The 16746-nt window shown below is 69.1% G+C and carries 15 protein-coding genes; 6 read left to right on the forward strand and 9 right to left on the reverse strand.

What is annotated here, in order from left to right:
* Positions 1–137: 137 nt before the first annotated feature.
* Positions 138–983, forward strand: coding sequence for a helix-turn-helix domain-containing protein (locus EL493_RS04665; protein WP_036835158.1), 846 nt, complete (start codon positions 138–140; stop codon positions 981–983).
* Here EL493_RS04665 and EL493_RS04670 read toward each other — a convergent pair.
* The gene (locus EL493_RS04670) at positions 967–1389 is read right to left on the reverse strand and encodes a MarR family winged helix-turn-helix transcriptional regulator (protein ID WP_019044440.1); all 423 of its coding nucleotides are present in this window, start codon (positions 1387–1389) and stop codon (positions 967–969) included. The genes EL493_RS04665 and EL493_RS04670 overlap by 17 nt on opposite strands.
* A gap of 85 nt (positions 1390–1474) precedes the next feature.
* Here EL493_RS04670 and EL493_RS04675 point away from each other — a divergent pair, with 85 nt between their 5' ends.
* Positions 1475–2953: an MFS transporter gene (locus EL493_RS04675; protein ID WP_022566521.1), complete on the forward strand. Its 1479-nt coding sequence runs from the start codon at positions 1475–1477 to the stop codon at positions 2951–2953.
* 74 nt (positions 2954–3027) lie between these two features.
* On the opposite strand, the gene EL493_RS04680 is transcribed toward EL493_RS04675, so the two are convergent.
* Together EL493_RS04680 and rfbA are read right to left on the reverse strand one after the other, a co-directional pair.
* On the reverse strand, positions 3028–3576 hold the full coding sequence (locus EL493_RS04680) for a dTDP-4-dehydrorhamnose 3,5-epimerase family protein (protein ID WP_019044442.1): 549 nt from the start codon (positions 3574–3576) through the stop codon (positions 3028–3030).
* A 3-nt stretch (positions 3577–3579) separates the two neighbouring features.
* The gene (rfbA, locus tag EL493_RS04685; protein ID WP_019044443.1) at positions 3580–4452 is read right to left on the reverse strand and encodes a glucose-1-phosphate thymidylyltransferase RfbA; all 873 of its coding nucleotides are present in this window, start codon (positions 4450–4452) and stop codon (positions 3580–3582) included.
* 240 nt (positions 4453–4692) lie between these two features.
* Here rfbA and EL493_RS04690 point away from each other — a divergent pair, with 240 nt between their 5' ends.
* The gene (locus EL493_RS04690; protein ID WP_019044444.1) at positions 4693–5748 is read left to right on the forward strand and encodes an alpha/beta hydrolase; all 1056 of its coding nucleotides are present in this window, start codon (positions 4693–4695) and stop codon (positions 5746–5748) included.
* A 116-nt stretch (positions 5749–5864) separates the two neighbouring features.
* Here EL493_RS04690 and EL493_RS04695 read toward each other — a convergent pair whose 3' ends face one another.
* On the reverse strand, positions 5865–6572 hold the full coding sequence (locus EL493_RS04695; protein WP_019044445.1) for a membrane protein: 708 nt from the start codon (positions 6570–6572) through the stop codon (positions 5865–5867).
* Between the two features lie 325 nt (positions 6573–6897).
* Here EL493_RS04695 and rfbB point away from each other — a divergent pair, with 325 nt between their 5' ends.
* Positions 6898–7899, forward strand: a complete 1002-nt coding sequence (gene rfbB / locus EL493_RS04700; RefSeq protein ID WP_022566520.1) for a dTDP-glucose 4,6-dehydratase — start codon at positions 6898–6900, stop codon at positions 7897–7899.
* A 21-nt stretch (positions 7900–7920) separates the two neighbouring features.
* Here rfbB and EL493_RS04705 read toward each other — a convergent pair whose 3' ends face one another.
* Together EL493_RS04705 and EL493_RS04710 are read right to left on the reverse strand one after the other, a co-directional pair.
* Positions 7921–9456, reverse strand: a complete 1536-nt coding sequence (locus tag EL493_RS04705) for a DUF2142 domain-containing protein (protein WP_019044447.1) — start codon at positions 9454–9456, stop codon at positions 7921–7923.
* Entirely contained in the window at positions 9453–10421 is a 969-nt protein-coding gene (locus EL493_RS04710; protein ID WP_019044448.1) for a glycosyltransferase, read from the reverse strand. The genes EL493_RS04705 and EL493_RS04710 overlap by 4 nt, the downstream gene beginning before the upstream one ends.
* 126 nt (positions 10422–10547) lie before the next feature.
* On the opposite strand from EL493_RS04710, the gene EL493_RS04715 reads away from it, so the two are divergent.
* Positions 10548–11078, forward strand: a complete 531-nt coding sequence (locus EL493_RS04715; protein ID WP_019044449.1) for a GtrA family protein — start codon at positions 10548–10550, stop codon at positions 11076–11078.
* Positions 11079–11189: 111 nt separating this feature from the next.
* A complete protein-coding gene (locus EL493_RS04720) occupies positions 11190–13088 on the forward strand; it encodes a glycosyltransferase (protein ID WP_022566518.1) in 1899 nt (632 codons plus the stop codon).
* A 16-nt stretch (positions 13089–13104) separates the two neighbouring features.
* On the opposite strand, the gene EL493_RS04725 is transcribed toward EL493_RS04720, so the two are convergent.
* The 3 genes from EL493_RS04725 to glfT1 form a co-directional block, all read right to left on the reverse strand.
* The gene (locus EL493_RS04725; protein WP_126405559.1) at positions 13105–13491 is read right to left on the reverse strand and encodes a hypothetical protein; all 387 of its coding nucleotides are present in this window, start codon (positions 13489–13491) and stop codon (positions 13105–13107) included.
* A gap of 955 nt (positions 13492–14446) precedes the next feature.
* On the reverse strand, positions 14447–15481 hold the full coding sequence (gene rsgA, locus EL493_RS04730) for a ribosome small subunit-dependent GTPase A (RefSeq protein WP_022566516.1): 1035 nt from the start codon (positions 15479–15481) through the stop codon (positions 14447–14449).
* Between the two features lie 186 nt (positions 15482–15667).
* Positions 15668–16708, reverse strand: a complete 1041-nt coding sequence (gene glfT1 / locus EL493_RS04735; protein ID WP_019044453.1) for a galactofuranosyltransferase GlfT1 — start codon at positions 16706–16708, stop codon at positions 15668–15670.
* Between the last annotated feature and the right edge of the window lie 38 nt (positions 16709–16746).

The raw sequence follows: 16746 nt of genomic DNA on the forward strand, positions 1-16746 counted from the left end.
TTGCCCCCGGAACTACGTGGTGCGCGTTGTCCGATTCATTGTGAAACAATCCGTACGCTGATCCGGCGAGCAGCCGGTCGCGTAGGGCGGTCTCCGAAAGAGATGGGGGAGACCGGATTTGGATACAGGGGGGCAGGATGGCTTCACCACAGGGCGTCACGGGTTCGACGATGCCGCGCAGGCAACTGGGCAGACACTTACGTGATCTGCGCAATCAGGCGCGGATGACGACACGGACCGCGGCGGCGCAACTCGAGTGGTCGGAAGCGAAGATCTGGCGGATCGAGACGGGGCAGACATCACTGCGCAGCCTCGATGTCGAGGCCATGTGCAAGGTCTACGGCGCACCGGCCGAGCTGATCGAGCCGCTGGCCGCGCTCGCGCGCGAGACCAAGGCCAGGGGGTGGTGGACCAGCTACGGCGACGTCATCCCGGAGGGATTCGAGGTCTACATCGGCCTGGAGGAGGCCGCGACCGGACTGTCGATCTACGAGGACGGCCTGGTCCCGGCCCTGCTGCGGACCGAGGACTACACCACGGCATTGCTCGAGCAGACCGTTCCCGGGCTGACCGAGGCCGAGCTGGAGCGCAGGCTGCGGGTCCACGCGGCCAGGCAGGCGCTGCTCACCCGCGCGGACTCGCCGCTGCGCCTGCACGTGGTGCTGGCCGAGGCGGTGCTGAACCGGCGCATCGGCGACGACCGGGTGGCGAAGGGGCAGCGCGCGCGGCTGCGCGAGCTGGCCGAACTGGACACGGTCCGGATCCAGGTGGTCGCCGGCGACACCGGCTACCACGCGGGGCTGGAGTCGGGCCGGTTCGTGATCCTGGACTTCGGCGTCGACGGCTCGCTGGACCGGCCGGAACCGCCGGTGGTCTTCGCCGAGACCTTCGCCGGCTCGGCCTACCTGGACAAGCCGGCCGATTTCGACCGCTACCGGCGCGCGTTCACCGATATCGCCGCGGCCGCTATGGACACGCTGTAGGCCGGTCCCAGGAGCCGGCGAGCACCGAGCGGTGTGTGGGCAGGGCCTGGTCGTAGACCGCCCTGCCCTTGTCGGTGAGCTGGACGAAGATGGCGCGGCGGTCCTCGACGCACATGGTGCGCTCGACCAGGCCGTCGCGTTCCAGCCGGGCCACGGCGCGCGAGAGCGCGCTCTGGCTCAGGTAGATATCGCCCGCCAGTTCGGTCATCCGGTACTTCTGACAATCCGCGTCGACCAGTCGATCCAGGGTCTCGAATTCGCTGAGACCGATCTGATGGTCGTGCTGGAGCGCCTTCTCCAGTGCGCAGCTCACGGCGGCGTGCCGATCGAGCAGTTCGCGCCACTGGCCGACGAGCTCGGTGGGCGCCTCGTTGCGCCGAGCTGTCGTGCTGGCCGGGTTCGACATGGCCCCATCTTAGTGGTCGGGGCACACCCATGCAACCGCATTAAATGTGTTGGCATTTAATGCATGCGCATGTAATGTTCCCCGCATGACTTCGCCAGCAACGCTTTCGGCCGCCGATCAGGCGACCGATCCGACCAAATGGTCTGCCCGGCTCTGGGGCATGCTGATCACCCTGTGCATCGTTCTGTTCCTCGACGGTCTCGACGTTTCGATGATCGGCGTGGCGCTGCCGTCCATCGGCGCCGAGCTCGATCTGTCCACCTCCACCCTGCAGTGGCTCGTCAGCGGCTACGTCCTCGGTTACGGCGGTCTGCTGCTGCTCGGCGGCCGCACGGCCGACCTGCTCGGGCGCCGCAAGGTCTTCCTCATCGCCCTGGCGGTCTTCGCGATCGCCTCCCTGGTCGGCGGCCTGGTCAGTGACCCCACGCTGCTGATCGTCACCCGCTTCATCAAGGGCCTGGCCGCCGCGTTCACCGCGCCCACCGGCCTGTCGATCATCACCACGACCTTCGCCGAAGGAAAGGCGCGCAACAAGGCGCTGTCCATCTACACCGTGTTCGGCGCGGGCGGTTACTCCATGGGCCTGCTGTTCGGTGGCCTGATGACCGGCGTCGGCTGGCGCTGGACCTTCCTGCTGCCGGTCCCGATCGCGCTGGCCGCCCTGGTCGCCGCCTTCGTGCTGGTGCCCAAGGACGGTAAGGCCGAGGAGGGCGGGCACGATCTGCTCGGCGCGCTGCTGTCGACCGCGGGCATGTTGCTGCTGGTCTACACCGTCGTCACCGCGCCGGAGGTGGGCTGGGCCACCGTCCGCACCCTGGGCTCGTTCCTCGCCGTGATCGCCCTGTTCGCCGCGTTCGTGATCACCGAGCAGCGGGTGAAGCACCCGCTGGTGCGGCTGGGCATCCTGCGCAAGGTGTCGCTGGTGCGGGCCAGCCTGGCCATCATCGCGGTCGCCGGTTCGTACTTCAGCTGGCAGTTCATCGTCACCCTGTACCTGCAGGACTCGCTGCAGTGGTCGGCGCTGAAGCTCGCCATGGCGCTGCTGCCGGTCGGCATCCTGGTGGTGGGGTCGGCGTTCTTCTCCGAGAAGCTCATCGACCGCTTCGGCACCGGGCCGGTCATCGCCGTCACCATGTCCGTGATGGCCGTCGGCTACCTGCTGTTCCTGCGGATCGACACCGCGCCGGACTACCTGACCGTGCTGCTGCCCGCCATCCTGCTGATCGGCATCGGCTGGGTCGGCTTCCCGGCGATCAACGTGCAGGCCACCAGCGGTATCGACGACGAGGAGCAGGGTCTGGCCGCCGGCGTGCTGCAGACCTCCATGCAGGTCGGCGCGGCCATCGTGCTCGCGGTGACCACCGCGATCGTCACCTCCGGCAGCCACGTCGCCAGTGCGACGCCGCAGCAGATGCTCGACACCTACCGGCCCGGCCTGGAGTTCGCCGCCGCCGTCACCATCGTCGGCGCGCTGGTCGCCCTGACGGTCTTCCTGCCGCGCCGCGGCCGGTCGCAGGCTGTCGAGGTGCCCGCCACCGAGGCGAAGGTGCTCGAAGCTGTGTAATCGGCGGCCGAAACCGTGGCGGTTCGCAATCGGCGCCCCGGGAGCACTGCTCCCGGGGCGTCGTTTCACGTGAATCAGGAAAAAGGCGGGGCCGCTTCGTCTTTGGCGGAGCGGATGTAGGTGAGCGGGCTGCCGTCGCGGCCCGCGGCGGGCCAGTCGATGCCGAGGCGGGAATCGAAGGCGTCCATGTCGCGGTCGAACTCGGGGGTGTACTCGAGCGAGCACAGGTAGGTGACCGTCGAGCCGTCCTCCAGCGAGAGGATGGCGTGGCCGAGGCCCTCGGACAGGAACACCGAGCGGCGGTGTACGTCGTCGAGCAGCACGCTGTCCCAGCGGCCGTAGGTCGGCGAGCCGGGCCGCAGGTCCACCACCACGTCCAGGAACGCGCCGCGTACGCAGGTGACGTACTTGGCCTGCCCCGGCGGGTCCTCGGTGTAGTGGATGCCGCGCAGCACGCCCGCCGCCGAGACCGAGGTGTTCACCTGGTGCAGCTCGAACGGGCGGCCGGTGGCCTTCTCGAACTCCGAGGCCTTGAACGACTCGCAGAACATGCCGCGGTCGTCGCCGAGCAGGCGCGGGGTCACCTCCCACGCGCCGGGGATGGCCAGTTCACGGATCTGCATGCGCTACCAGTCTCTTCCGCGGTCGATCAGATCCAGCAGGTACCGGCCGTAGCCCGAGCGCACCATCGGTTCGGCCAGCTCGCACAGCTGTTCGTCGTCGATCAGGCCGCGTCGCCAGGCCACCTCCTCGGGCACGCCGATCTTGAGGCCCTGGCGCTCCTCGACGGTGCGCACGTAGTTGGCGGCGTCGAGCAGCGAGTCGAAGGTGCCGGTGTCGAGCCAGGCGGTGCCGCGTGCCAGCACGTCGACGCTGAGCTTGCCCTGCTCCAGATACGCGCGGTTGATGTCGGTGATCTCGTACTCCCCGCGCGCCGACGGCTTCAGCTCGCGGGCGATCTGCACCACGTCGTTGTCGTAGAAGTAGAGGCCGGGGATGGCGTAGTTGGAGCGCGGCCGCTTCGGCTTCTCCTCGATGGAGACCGCGCGGCCCTGCTCGAACTCCACCACGCCGTAGGCGGTCGGGTCCTTGACCCAGTAGGCGAACACCGCGCCGCCGTCGACGTCGTGGAAGCGTTCCAGGCTGGCGCCGAGGCCGGGGCCGTGGAAGATGTTGTCACCCAGCACCAGGGCGGCGGGCTCGGTGCCGATGTGGTCGGCACCCAGCACGAACGCGCGGGCCAGGCCGTCGGGCTCGGGCTGCACCACGTAGCTGATCGAGACGCCGAACTGGCTGCCGTCACCGAGCAGCCGGGTGAACGCGTCGGCGTCCTCCGGCGTGGTGATCACCAGAATGTCGTCGATCCCTGCCAACATGAGGGTGGACAACGGGTAGTAGACCATGGGCTTGTCGTAGACCGGGACGAGCTGCTTGCTCACCCCGCGCGTGATGGGGTGCAGCCGCGAACCGGTGCCGCCCGCCAGAATGATTCCGCGCATGGGGGAAGTCTGCCAGCTCCCGCTCCCGCGGAGTCGGGGAGGTTCCGACACGTCGACGAATTGGTCACGAACGTTTGGCGTCCGGGTGTGTCGGGCGATAACCGGTACAGACATGGCGTTCATCTGGTTGGGTGAGCCGTGGATGTGTGAAACATCACTGTGTTAGATGTCAGCGACGACATCGGAGCCGGAGTGGGTGCCGGTCCGGCGTCGACGCGCCAGCTGTGAGGTAGGTGCGCGATGGGTGCGACGAAGATCCCTGGACCCGGTGTGGTGGGTGCCATCGGCCCCGCGGTGGGTGGGAAGAAGGTAGCAGCCGCTCCCGCGGCGGGCATCATCGTCAACTCCGGGCGAACGAGTACCTCCTCGCGCGTGCTGATGGGCGCCTGCGTCGGCATCATCGGCCCGCTGCTGCGGACCGTGCCGATCAACCGGGCCACCATCCCCGTCGGCGCCGTCGCCGTGGACCTGCTCTCGCGGCTGCGGCCGGAACCGCACGGCGTCGAGCGCGAGCAGATCCAGATGGACGGGTTCAAGATGGAGATGGTGCGGCCCGCGGGCGGTTCGCGCGCCGTGCGCCACGGTGCCGTGCTGTATATGCACGGCGGCGGGTTCGCCGTCGGCGGGCTGCAGTCGCACCGCGCCGTCGTCGCCGGGATCGCCCGGCGGACCGGACTGCCCGTGCTCAATGTCGAATACCGGCAGCTGCCCGGCCGCTCGATCACCCTGGCGATCGACGACTGCGTGCTGGCCTACCGCTGGCTGCTGCGCCACGGCGCCGACCCGGCCCGCATCGTCTTCGCCGGCGACTCGGCGGGCGGCTACCTCACCTTCGCCACCGCGCTGCGCTCCCGGGAGATCGGCCTGCCGCTGCCCGCGGCGCTGGTGGGGCTGAGCCCACTGCTCGACCTCGACTACGGGGCCAAGAAGGACTACGTCAACGTCGCCCGCGACGCCTACATCCCGCTGGCCGGGCTGGAGGCCGTGGTGCGGCTCGGCGCCGAGGTCGACGGACCGCTCGACCCGGCCATGTCCCCGGTCAACGCCGAGCTCGCCGGTCTGCCGCCGGTCCTGCTCATCGCCGCCGAGGACGAACTGCTGCGCTACGACTGTGAACTGATGGCGCACCGGCTCACCGCGGCGGGTGTCCCGGTCACGCTGGAGCTGTGGCGCGGTCAGGTGCACGCCTTCATGAGCATCCTGCCCGGCATGCCGGAGAGCCGTTCGGTCCTCGGCCGGGTGGCCAAGTTCGTCCGCGTCGCCCTGGAACCCGCCCAGCGGGCCAGGACCGCGTAAGCCGCCGATCCGGCTCGGACGGCCTGATCACGATCGGCCGGACGAGCCGCCGGCACATGCCAGAAGCCCCGCCCGGCACGAGCCGGACGGGGCTTTCTGCGCGTTCGGAACCGGGATTACTTGGCCGGCGGGGTGAACGGAGCGGTGGTGGTGGCGAAGTACTGGATCGCCGCACCGATCGCCACGGGGGCGGTGATGAAGATCTGACCGGCCAGCGCGCCGAGCGAACCGACGGCCAGGATGCCACCGATGCAGCCGATGGCGGCGGCGGGCAGGAACGGGCCGAACAGGCCGACGATGGTCGCCGAGGCGACGGTCGCGCCGACGATGCCGCCGAGGACACAACCGACGGCCGCGCCGCCGATGCCACCGACGAGCGCGCCGACAGCGGCACCCACCGAGATGGTGTCCTTCATGCGGTTGAACGCCGCGAGCTCACGGTCGTACTCGGTCTTCCACGGCGCCTGGTTCTCGAACGGCAGGGCGACGGGCTTGTAGACAGCCTTGGCCGGGTCGAGCTCCGGGGTCAGGACGGCCTTGTTGCCGGAGATCTCGGCGGCGATCGGGAACTCGAAGTCGTCCAGGCGGAACGACAGCGGGGTGGCGGCGACGGTGGTGCCGTCGGCGGCCTTGACCTTGAAGGCACCGTCCTCGGTGACCAGCGAGCCCGCGTCGGTGGTGATGACGGACGTGCCGTTCACTTCCTGCGCGGAGAAGTTGATCGGGGCCTGGGCCTCGGCCGGGGCGGCGTTGACGGCACCGGCGGTGACGCCCAGGGCGGCGATCAGCAGCGCCGAGGTGGCGGCGAATTTCCTCATCAGCATTTCGTAGAACCTCGATGTTGGAGCGTTCGGAGGGGACTGACTGATCAAAATCCCTCGCAGCTAACGAGCGGTGAACCCCCCGTGACCGTCTATTCAAATTCCGTTCACCGCTGATACCCCAGTACCAGTGCGGTCCCGGAAACCTGAGCGTTGACCGGGGTTTTTCTCAGGAAACCAAACCCCGAGTCGTAACCTACCGGCGTGTAGCGTGACGGACGTCACAGAGTAAATCTCTGGAGTGCCGAACTGCGCAACCGCTGCGGCACGCGATTACCGTCGCCCTCCGGTCCCGAACGATATCGGCGAACCCCGTATCGTTGGCCGGGTGCGAGTGCTCGTAACCGGCGGGGCCGGGTTCATCGGTGCGAATTTCGTCCAGCAGACCGTGGCCACGCGCCCGGATGTGCACGTGACCGTCCTCGACGCGCTCACCTACGCCGGAAACCGCGCCTCGCTGGATTCGGTCGCCGACCGGATCGAATTCGTGCACGGCGACATCGCCGACCTCGATCTGGTCGACAATCTGGTCAGCGGCGTCGACGCGGTGGTGCATTTCGCGGCCGAATCGCACAACGACAACTCGCTGGCCGAGCCGTGGCCGTTCGTGCAGACCAATATCGTCGGCACCTACTCGCTGCTCCAGGCCGTGCGCCGCCACGACGTGCGCTATCACCACGTCTCCACCGACGAGGTGTACGGCGACCTCACCCCCGACGACCCGGCCTTCACCGAAACCACGGCCTACAACCCGTCCAGCCCGTATTCGGCGACCAAAGCGGGCAGCGATCTCCTCGTGCGCGCCTGGACCCGTTCCTTCGGTGTCCGCGCGACCCTGTCGAACTGCTCCAACAATTACGGTCCGTATCAGCACGTCGAGAAATTCATCCCGCGCCAGATCACCAATCTGATCGACGGGGTTCGCCCGCGTCTCTACGGCGCCGGGCACCAGGTGCGTGACTGGATCCACGTCGACGACCACAATCGCGCGGTCTGGGACATTCTCGACCGCGGCCGCATCGGGCAGACCTATCTCATCGGCGCCGAGGGCGAGCTCGACAATCTCAGTGTCGTCCAGCTCATCCTGCGTGCCTTCGACCGCGAGCCCACCGATTTCGACCACGTCACCGACCGCCCCGGCCACGACCAGCGCTACGCCATCGACGCGAGCCTGCTGCGCGCGGAACTGGGCTGGTCACCGCGCTACGCGGACTTCGCGGCCGGCCTGGCCGACACCATCACCTGGTATCGGGACAACGAGGACTGGTGGCGGCCCAAGAAGGCCGCCACCGAAAACGCCTACGCGGCCGCGGGCGAAAAGACGCTGTGAGCCCCACCGTCGTCCGGGGAGTTATCCCCAGACGACGGTGTAATACGTCGCCGCGGCGCCGATCAGCGCGAAAGCCGAAGCGCAGGTGATCGTGATCGCGGTGCCCCTGGTGGGAATCGAACCATCGGAATCGCTGAGCCGCAACGGAACCCAGCGCGCCAGCACCGCGAGGCCGAGGATGGCCAGCGGCACGAAATAGCGGCCCTGCACACCGTCGATGATGTAGAAATCCACCGGCGTGAACGACATGTACAGCGTCACGTAGATCATCGCCACGCTGGCGAGCACGGTGAGCGCCAGGATCAGGGTGCGCCGGAACGTGGCCGTGACGGTGCTCATCCGCTCGGCGATACCGAAACTCACCGCGAACGCGATCAGGCACGCCAGCATCGACACGGCGGGCACGTCGACATAGGCGAAACCGAGTTCACCGAAGAACTGGTTGAACCACCGGTGATCGCGCAATGCGATGCTCTCGCCGAAGGTGTGCACGAATTGCACCGGGTCGGTGAGGATTCCCTTCAGCTGGTCGCCGGGACGCACCTCGTACCACTGGTGCTGCGGGCGCATCAGGCCCATTCCCTCACCGGTCGGCGCGGCCACCTTGGTCCAGGCCAGGAAAAGCGCGGCGCCGGTGGCGGCGAACGCCCACGGCACGAACTTGCCCTTGCCGGAGAATCCGAGCCGGTCGGCGGGCACGACCACCACCAGCATCGCCAGCAGCACATAGGTCGGTTTGCTCAGCGGCAGCGCGATGGTCGCGGCCAGCAGCGCCCCGGTCTCCACCCGGCGCAGCGGGTCGCCCAGGAACAGCGCCTTCAGCAACAGCGCCGAGACCATGATCGCGAGCGCGTTGGTGAGCGTGTCCGCGGTGACGGTGCCCGCCTGGAACAGCGCGATCGGCAGCACCGCGACGGTGAACACCAGCCACTGACTGCGTCGCTCGCGCAGCGCGTACAGCGCGAAACCGACCACCGCGAGGTAGGCCACCAGCCCGGCCAGCCTGGTCAGCAGGTACATCCCGCCGACGTTGAGGCCCAGCGCCTCACCGAGCCGGATGCCGACGGCGGCGGGCACGTACGGCACCGGCGAGTAGGCGGCGGTGTTGGTGAACCACATCTGCTTGGTGGCCGCGCTGATCTCGGCGGCGCCGAGCCGGTCGTAGGCGCCGGGATCGGCCACCATCGCGTCGGGCTCGTCGGGGTTGTCGTTGTAGTCGCGGAAGGCGTAGCCCATCAGCGCGTCGACGCTGACCGGGATCTGGCCGCCGTAGGCGACGCCGCGGTCGTCGACGATGCGCTGCGGGAACACCCCGCCGTGCGCCACCTGGTAGGCGCGGCCGAACTGGGTCAGCTCGTCATGACCCCAGAACGGCGGGGTCAGCACGGCGAACAGCGCGCCGAACACGGTGGTCAGCACCGCGAACGCCACCGTCGCCGCGCCCAGCCGGTGGGTCAGCGCGCGCACCGGGGCCAGGATCCGGTCCTTGGTGCTCGGTGCGGGCGACTCGGTCTTGCTGAGCTCGACGACGGTGTCCGGCTCGGTCGAAGTCGTCACCGACGGTCTCCGGCGGCCACGTCGTCGTGCGCCCCGACAGCCGAATAGCGCAGGTAGATCAGCCGCGCCGCCTCGTGGCGGGACCGGCGGATGCCGTCGAGGATCAGGCCGGCGGTCCAGGCCAGGCTGCCGAGCAGCAGCAGCGTGAACGCGAGGAACAGCGTCGGGAAACGCGGCACCGTGTGGCTGTTGTAGAACTCCACCACGATCGGGATGGTCAGCACGATCGAGACCAGCCACGCCAGCGTGCCGAACAGGCCGTAGAACGCCACCGGGCGCTCGTGCCTGGCCAGGCCCAAGATCAGGGCGAGGATCTTGGTGCCGTCGCGGTAGGTGCGCAGCTTGGACTCACTGCCCGCGGGCCGGTCCCGGAACCCGACGTGCACCGCGGTCTGCGGCACCCGCAGGTGCAGCGAATGAACGGTCAGCTCGGTCTCGATCTCGAACTCGCGCGAGACGGCGGGGAAGCTCTTGACGAACCGGCGCGAGAACACCCGGAAACCGCTCAGCATGTCCTCGACGTTCTCGCCGAAGACCTTGCCGACCACGCCGTTGAGCACCTTGTTGCCGGTCTCGTGGCCGGAGCGGTACGCGCTGGTGTCGCTGTCGTCCTGCTTGCGCACGCCGAGTACGTGGTCGTAGGGGCCGTCGAGCAGCGTCTTGATCATCAGCGGCGCCGCCGACGCCTCGTAGGTGTCGTCGCCGTCGATCATCACGTAGACGTCGGCTTCGATGTCGGCGAAGGCGCGGCGGACCACGTTGCCCTTGCCCTTGGTGTTCTCGTAGCGCACGATCGCCCCGGCCTCGCGGGCGCATTCGGCGGTGCGGTCGGTGCTCAGGTTGTCGTAGACGTAGACGACGATCCCCGGCACGGCGGCCTTCAGGTCGGCGACGACCTTGGCGACCGCGGCCTCTTCGTTGTGGCAGGGGACCACGGCGGCAATGCGAAGCTCGGTGGAGTCCACCCGGGTCAATCCTCGATGTAGGCAGCAGTGGGACACCGGGAGGGTACACAGCGCACGTCCGATCCGCTCACCCGGTTCAGCGAGCTTAACGCGGGACCGAACGGGCCATCGGTGTACGGTCGGCCCGTGTCCCACCCCGAGTTGTCCGAGCCGGTCCCCGCGTCGCTGATGTCGAAGGTGGTGACGGCGCTGCGGCAGGGCGCGGCCTTCCTCGTCGTCGGCGCGATCGGGTTCCTCGTCGACGCGGGCACCTACAACCTGCTGGTCTTCTGGGGCGGCGGAGTCAGCTTCACCGAGGGTGTGCTGTATCACTCGCCGCTGCTCGCCAAGATCATCGCGATCGCGGTGGCGACGGTGGTCACCTACTTCGGCAACAAGTGGTGGACCTTCTCCCACAAGAAGACCGACAACCCGGGTCGCGAATACCTTTTGTACGCGGTCTTCAATGTCGTCGCGATCGGGCTGCAACTCGGCTGCCTCGGCTTTTCCCGCTATGTCCTCGATCTGTCCTCGCCGCTGTCGGACAACATTTCCGGCACGCTGATCGGCCAGATCGTCGCCGTCGTATTCCGCTACTGGGCCTACGACAAATTCGTCTTCACCGGCTCCACGGCAACTGTGGAGCAACACGCGCGGGGTGCGGCGACCCCTCACTGACGGCGCGACGACGCCGGGCGATTGATATCCTCACCCCCGCCTGCCGCGCCGCCCCTTCTTTACGTGACTGCTTGCGTCGGCGCAGTCGATACCGAGAATTTCGAGGACTTCATGGAACAGTCGGCTACGGGAGCCGTGACCGAATCGAACGATCGGCGCGAGGCCGCGCCGGACTCGCTGCGCGGTGAACACGCGGCGCCGGAGCGGCTGGTGCTGGCCAGGGGCATCTTCACCGGTCCGTCCGCCCGGGTGAGCGACGAGCTCTACGCCGTCGTCAAGGGTGGCGCCGCGGTCCGTGAGCGCCACTCGCTGCACCTGCCCAAGGGCGCCACCGCGCACACCAACACCTACTTCGGCCGCTTCGCCGCCAGCTACTGGCAGCGCTGGACCACCGTCACCGAGGTGACCGTGAGCGCGACCCTCGAGGTCGGGGACAAGGCCAATGTGCGCCTGGTGGCCTCCGACATCGCGGGCCACCGCCGCATCATCGCCTCGCTCGTGGCCACCAGCAGCGGGTACGTCAGCCTGAGCGCTCCGCTGGACCAGTACGTCGACGGTGGCGCGCTGTGGCTCGAGTTCGACGCCATCGGCGGCGCCGTCGACATCACCGAGCTCGCCTGGACCGCGCAGGCGCCGGAGAAGGTCCGCCCGGTCGCGATCGCGATCTGCACCTTCAATCGCGCCGAGGACTGCGCCCACACCGTGGCCGCGCTGGCCTCCGACGCCACCGTGCTGGCGGCCATCGACGCCGTCTACGTCGTCGACCAGGGCACCGACCTGGTCGAGAACCGCCCGCTGTTCCAGCAGGTGCGCCCCGACTTCGGCGACAAGCTGCGCTACCTCCGTCAGCCCAACCTCGGCGGCGCAGGCGGCTTCACCCGCGGCCTCTACGAGGTGTCGGCGGCCAACGAGCACGCCGACGTCATCCTGATGGACGACGACATCCTCTGCGAGCCCGAGACCGTGCTGCGGTTGCAGGCCTTCGCCAACCTCACCGTCGAACCGACCCTGGTCGGCGCGCAGATGCTGTTCCTGCTCAACCCCGACTACCTCAATGTCGGTGCGGAGGAGGTGCACCTGCACGAGCTCAAGCACGGGCAGAAGGTGCCCAAGGCGCTGCGCAACACCTCCATGCTGAAGAAGAACCAGGAGCGCCGCGTCGACGCGGGCTACAACGCCTGGTGGACCTGCCTGATCCCGGCCGAGGTGGTCGCCAAGATCGGCCTGCCGGTGCCGATCTTCTTCCAGTGGGACGACGTCGAGTACGGCATCCGCGCGCGCGAGCACGGGTTCGTCACCGTCACGCTGCCCAACGCCGCCGTCTGGCACGCCGACTTCTACTGGAAGGACTACGACGACTGGGCGCGCTACTTCTCCACGCGCAACTCGCTCATCGTCGGCGCCCTGCACACCGATCTCGACGGCAAGGCCATCACCAGGGACTTCTTCCGCTACATCGCCGAGCACCTGGTCGGCATGCAGTACGGCCTGGTGCACACCACCCTGCAGGGCATCGAGGACTTCATGAAGGGCCCGCAGGTGCTGCGCGACGGCGGCATCGACGCGCTGGCCGCGGCCCGCGGCACCAGGGGCGACTACCCCGAGACCATCAAGCACCCCGCCGCCACCCCGCCGGTGAACTCCGCCGACATCCAGGTGCGCCGGGCCGGCGGTGAGCCGAGCCGGGTCACCCTGGTGCTGATCAAGCGCGCCATCGCCCAGTGGACCGGGCGCACCCAGCACGGCCTGATCGGCGTCACCCGTGAGGACGCGCACTGGTGGCACGTCGGCCTGTTCGACCACGTGGTCGTCACCGACGCCTCGCAGTCCGGTGTCCGCGTGCGCCGCCGCGACAAGGCCCGCGCCCGCGCGCTGCTCATCCGCACCTACCGCACGCTGCGCAAGCTCCGCAAGGAACTGCCCGCGCTGCAGGCGCAGTACCGCGCCGCGGTCCCCGAGCTCACCAGCCGGGAGAACTGGGCCAGGCTGTACGGCATCGACCCCAGCTGAGGTCGTTTCTCGTCGGTCAGCCGAACAGGATCGCCAGGAACGTCAACAGGAACAGGACCAAGGCCACCGCGCCGGGCAGCAATGCCAGGACCAGTCCGGGCGTCTTCTGCGGCCCGTCACCGATCGCACCGTTGAGGAAGAACACCGCGGGCGACCGGTAGTACACCGTGCTCCCCGGCCCGGCCCCGACCGGCACCACCGTCTGCGCAGGCCCCATATCGAACAGCCATGGCGTCACCACGCGTACGTGATACTGCCCCGGCCCCACCGGCACATGATTGCGCCCCCACCGCGTATCCGGCACCCGCTGCCCGTTGACGAAGATCTTCGGCTTCACCAGCGCCAACATGAACGCGGTCCACAAATAGGACGCATCCACCACCAGCCCAGGCGGATTCGGCACACCCGGCGCCGCCCCCTGCGGCCCTGCCCCACCCTGCGGCACCCCGAACTGCCCCGCCCCACCCTGCGGATGACCGAACTGCCCAGGCGCGCCCTGCGGTCCGCCGAACTGGCCGGGTACGTTCGGCGGTCCACCGAACTGCCCAGGCGCGCCCTGCGGTCCACCGAACTGGCCGGGTGCACTCTGGGGTCCACCGAACTGCCCGGGCGCGCTAGACGGTCCATCGAATGGTGCAGGCGCGCTTGCCGGTTCGCTGAACAGCCCGGGCGCGCTTGGTGGTCCGCCGAATGGTGCAGCCGCGCTTGGTGGTCCGCCGAACTGGCCGGGCCGGCTCGGCAGGCCGCCGAACTGTCCGGGCGCGCCGCCTGTCCCAGCGAACTGACCCGGCATGCCAGGTCCCGGTGGGATGGGATGCCCAGGCGTCGAGTGGGGTCCGCTCAGGGCGTTCGGATCATGGTGCGGCGGCCCGCCGAGCCGCCCCGGTGCGCCATGCGGCGCGAGTGGATTCGCATCAGCCTCGACCGCCGGGCTCGCAAACCCGTCGAAGGTGTTCTCGCCCACCGGAGGCGGCTGCCGAGTCGGAAAGCCCTGCGGTAGACGCTCGACCGGCAACCGCTCGAACGCGCTCGAACCATCCTGCGCCTGGCCGAGGCCGTGCGCGCCAGATCCGGCTGGTCCAGGCGGAGGGATGCCAGGGCCGGGCTGCCCGAAACCTGGTGCGGGACCGCCCGGGGCGGGCGGGCTGAAGCCGGGTACGGGGCTGCCGGGCGCGACAGGGTGTGGTGGCGGGAAATCGCCGGGGCTGCTCATTGATTCCTCCCGGATAGCGAACCGTGCGCCCGAACCCTACCCCGGTGCGGCGGTGACGTCCGGGCGAGCGAACGGCGATCACCACGCCCGGTCCGCCGCCGCTGAGCGACGACGATCCCGGAGCGTGGTGATCGATCCGACCAGCTCAGCGACGTCCGCGTTCGCGGTACTGCCGGCGCTGCTCCTTGCGGATGGTCTTCCACACCTGGGCGCGCTCGGCGGCGAGGCGCTTGTCGGTGCGGGCGGCCATCCACTCGTTCTCCTTGGCCAGCTTGCGATAGCTCGCGAGGCGGCGGTCGGGGAGGGTGCCGTCGGCGAGGGCGGCCAGGACCGCGCAGCCGGGTTCGGTCTCGTGCGCGCAGTCGTCGAATCGGCAATCGGCGGCGAGGGATTCGATGTCGCTGAAGGTCTTGCCGATACCCTCGGCGGCGTCGTACAGCCCGATGCCGCGCAGACCCGGGGTGTCGATCAGCGTTCCACCGCCGGGCAGTGGCCGCAGTTCCCGGTGCACCGTGGTGTGCCGGCCCTTGCCGTCCACCGCGCGAACGGCGTTGGTGGCGAACACGTCCGCGCCGAGCAGCGCGTTGGCCAGGGTCGACTTGCCCGCGCCGGAAGGCCCGAGCAGCGCGACCGTGCCGGTGAGCACGGCCCGCAGCACATCCAGGCCGACATCGGCGGCGGCGCTCACCGCGAGCACCGTCGCTCCCGGTGCGATGGCGCGCACCTCGTCGAGCGGGATATCCACCGCCGCATCGGCTTTGGTGAGCACCACCACCGGCTGGGCGTTGCTCTCCCAGGCCAGTGCCAGCATCCGCTCGATGCGCCCCAGGTCGACGTCGCCGTCGGCGGCCGTGCAGATCAGCACGGTGTCGACATTGGTCGCCAGCACCTGGGCGACCGAACGCCCGGACACCGACGACCGCATGATCACCGAGCGCCGCGGCAGCAGTTGCCGCACCGTGCGTTCGGCGTCGATGCCGACCCAGTCACCGGTGCACAGCCCGGTGATGTCGCGCGGGCAGGCGGCGCGGGTCGGCCCGTGCGCGGTCACCACGTCGCATTCGCTGCGGTCCATCCGGACGATGCGCGCGGGCGAGAGCCCTTCGGCGAGCACGGGAAGATATTCGGAAGCTACGGCTTCGGTCCAGCCGTAAGGGACGAGACGGTCGTAATCGACCATTGGAGGAAGTCCTTCGTCGGGGCCGAGCCCGACAGCAGGGCTCAGCGAGAAGTGTTCGAGGGGGAGTCCACGTCGGCGCGCACGGCGCGCCTGGGCACGGCAATCCTCACCACGGACATCCACCTCCTCCTTGCTTCTCGCTGGTCCCTCGACCCTGTCACATCACCGCGACCCGCGGCAACCGATTTATTTCGGCTCGGGCTTGCCGAACTGCTCGTTGCGCCCGAGCGAGCGCAGCCGGAACCATTCGCGCAGGCCGGCGGGGTCGCGCCGGGTCACGAGGAAGAACCAGGAGAACCGGATCCACTCCTGCGGCAGCAGCTTGCGCATGCCCGGCTGCGCCATCAGATAACCGCGGTTGCGGTAGGTGAAGTACCGCTTGACCGGGTCGTCGGGGTACTGGGTGTGCATCCGGCCGCCGAGGATCGGCTTGAACTCCTCGGCGCCGTTGGGGTGCAGGTACGCGGTCTGCAGACAGGTGCCGAACGGCAGCCCGGAGCGGACCAGGCGGCGGTGCACCTCCACCTCGTCGCCGCGCACGAACAGGCGCAGGTCGGGCACGCCGATCAGGTCGACGGCCTTGGCCGAGATCAGCGCGCCGTTGAACAGCGACGCGATGCCCGGCAGGAAGTCCTCGTCGCCGAGTTCGGAGCGCAGCCGCCGCCACACCACGCCGCGGCGCAGCGGGAAGGCGAGCCGGTCGGGTTCGTCGATGTCGCACACCACCGGCGACACCTCGACGAGGTTGTGCCTGCGCGCGCAGTCGAGCAGCGTGGCCAGCACCTCGGGACCGTCGGGGCGGCCGTCGTCGTCGGCCAGCCACACCCAGTCCGCGCCCATGGTGAGCGCGTGCAGCATGCCGAGCGCGAAACCGCCCGCGCCGCCGAGGTTGTGGCGCGAGCCCAGGTAGGTCGCCTCGATCGGCTGCTGGGCGACCAGCTCGGCCACCTCGTCCTCGTTGGCGTTGTCGACCACGATCAGGTGATCGAGCGGACGCGACTGCGAGGCCAGCACCTTCAGCGACTCGGCGAGCAGCTCGCGGCGCTTGTGCGTGACGACCACACCGATGATCCGCGCCTGCGGGCCGGTCTCGGTGTGCAGGTCGGCCGGTTCGGCCCCCGGCGGCAGCTCGGCGTCGTCGGGCAGCACGGTGGCGTCGGCCTCCAGCCGATCGGTCATGCTGAACCCGCCGGGCACCGCCGGCTTACCGTCGTCGTCCGCACTCATGCTGCTACTCCTGGCATGCTCGGACGGCCTCCGTGGTT

This window comes from Nocardia asteroides, assembly GCF_900637185.1.
In the GTDB taxonomy this organism is placed as follows: domain Bacteria; phylum Actinomycetota; class Actinomycetes; order Mycobacteriales; family Mycobacteriaceae; genus Nocardia; species Nocardia asteroides.

Bases quoted from the DNA above. Each gene is read 5' to 3' on its own strand.
- EL493_RS04720 (WP_022566518.1), top strand. From the start codon at position 11,190: ATGGAACAGTCGGCTACGGGAGCCGTGACCGAATCGAACGATCGGCGC.
- rfbA (WP_019044443.1), bottom strand. From the start codon at position 4,452: ATGCGCGGAATCATTCTGGCGGGCGGCACCGGTTCGCGGCTGCACCCC.
- rsgA (WP_022566516.1), bottom strand. From the start codon at position 15,481: ATGGTCGATTACGACCGTCTCGTCCCTTACGGCTGGACCGAAGCCGTA.
- EL493_RS04665 (WP_036835158.1), top strand. From the start codon at position 138: ATGGCTTCACCACAGGGCGTCACGGGTTCGACGATGCCGCGCAGGCAA.
- EL493_RS04680 (WP_019044442.1), bottom strand. From the start codon at position 3,576: ATGCAGATCCGTGAACTGGCCATCCCCGGCGCGTGGGAGGTGACCCCG.
- EL493_RS04670 (WP_019044440.1), bottom strand. From the start codon at position 1,389: ATGTCGAACCCGGCCAGCACGACAGCTCGGCGCAACGAGGCGCCCACC.
- EL493_RS04695 (WP_019044445.1), bottom strand. From the start codon at position 6,572: ATGCTGATGAGGAAATTCGCCGCCACCTCGGCGCTGCTGATCGCCGCC.
- glfT1 (WP_019044453.1), bottom strand. From the start codon at position 16,708: ATGAGTGCGGACGACGACGGTAAGCCGGCGGTGCCCGGCGGGTTCAGC.
- EL493_RS04690 (WP_019044444.1), top strand. From the start codon at position 4,693: ATGGGTGCGACGAAGATCCCTGGACCCGGTGTGGTGGGTGCCATCGGC.
- EL493_RS04675 (WP_022566521.1), top strand. From the start codon at position 1,475: ATGACTTCGCCAGCAACGCTTTCGGCCGCCGATCAGGCGACCGATCCG.